At 54.3% G+C, this 418-nt stretch carries 1 protein-coding gene; it reads left to right on the forward strand.

Annotation, left to right across the window (positions count from 1 at the left end; translation table 11 throughout):
* Positions 1 to 31: 31 nt before the first annotated feature.
* On the forward strand, positions 32 to 418 hold a 387-nt coding region (locus Q4563_RS16455), incomplete at its 3' end, for a TRAP transporter large permease subunit (protein WP_336623044.1).

Below are 418 nucleotides of genomic sequence, written 5' to 3' on the forward strand. Positions count from 1 at the left end.
TCTGAAAGCAGCGTGGAGCGCATCCGGCGGTCTGATGCTGATTATCCTGGTACTCGGGTCCATTTACGCGGGTGTGGCTTCACCAACCGAAGCGGCGGCTGTAGCGGCAGTGTATGGTTTCCTGGTGGCTATTTGGGGATACCGGGATATTGGCCCTCTGAAAGGTCAGCCCTGGCATAAGGACGGTGAAAATACCGTGGCGATGCTGGCGCGTAATATGGTGTTGTTACCGGTAGGTATCTTCCGTTCGGTTTATCACCCGGAAGTGGGTGGGATTGTTCGTGATGCTGCTCGGGTGTCCATTACTCTGCTGTTTATTATTGCCAATGCCATGTTGTTTGCTCACGTTCTGACTTCTGAGCAGATTCCTCATCAGTTGGCGGCAACAATTACCGATTGGGGGCTGCCAGCCTGGGGC

Source organism: Gilvimarinus sp. 1_MG-2023, from assembly GCF_030548285.1.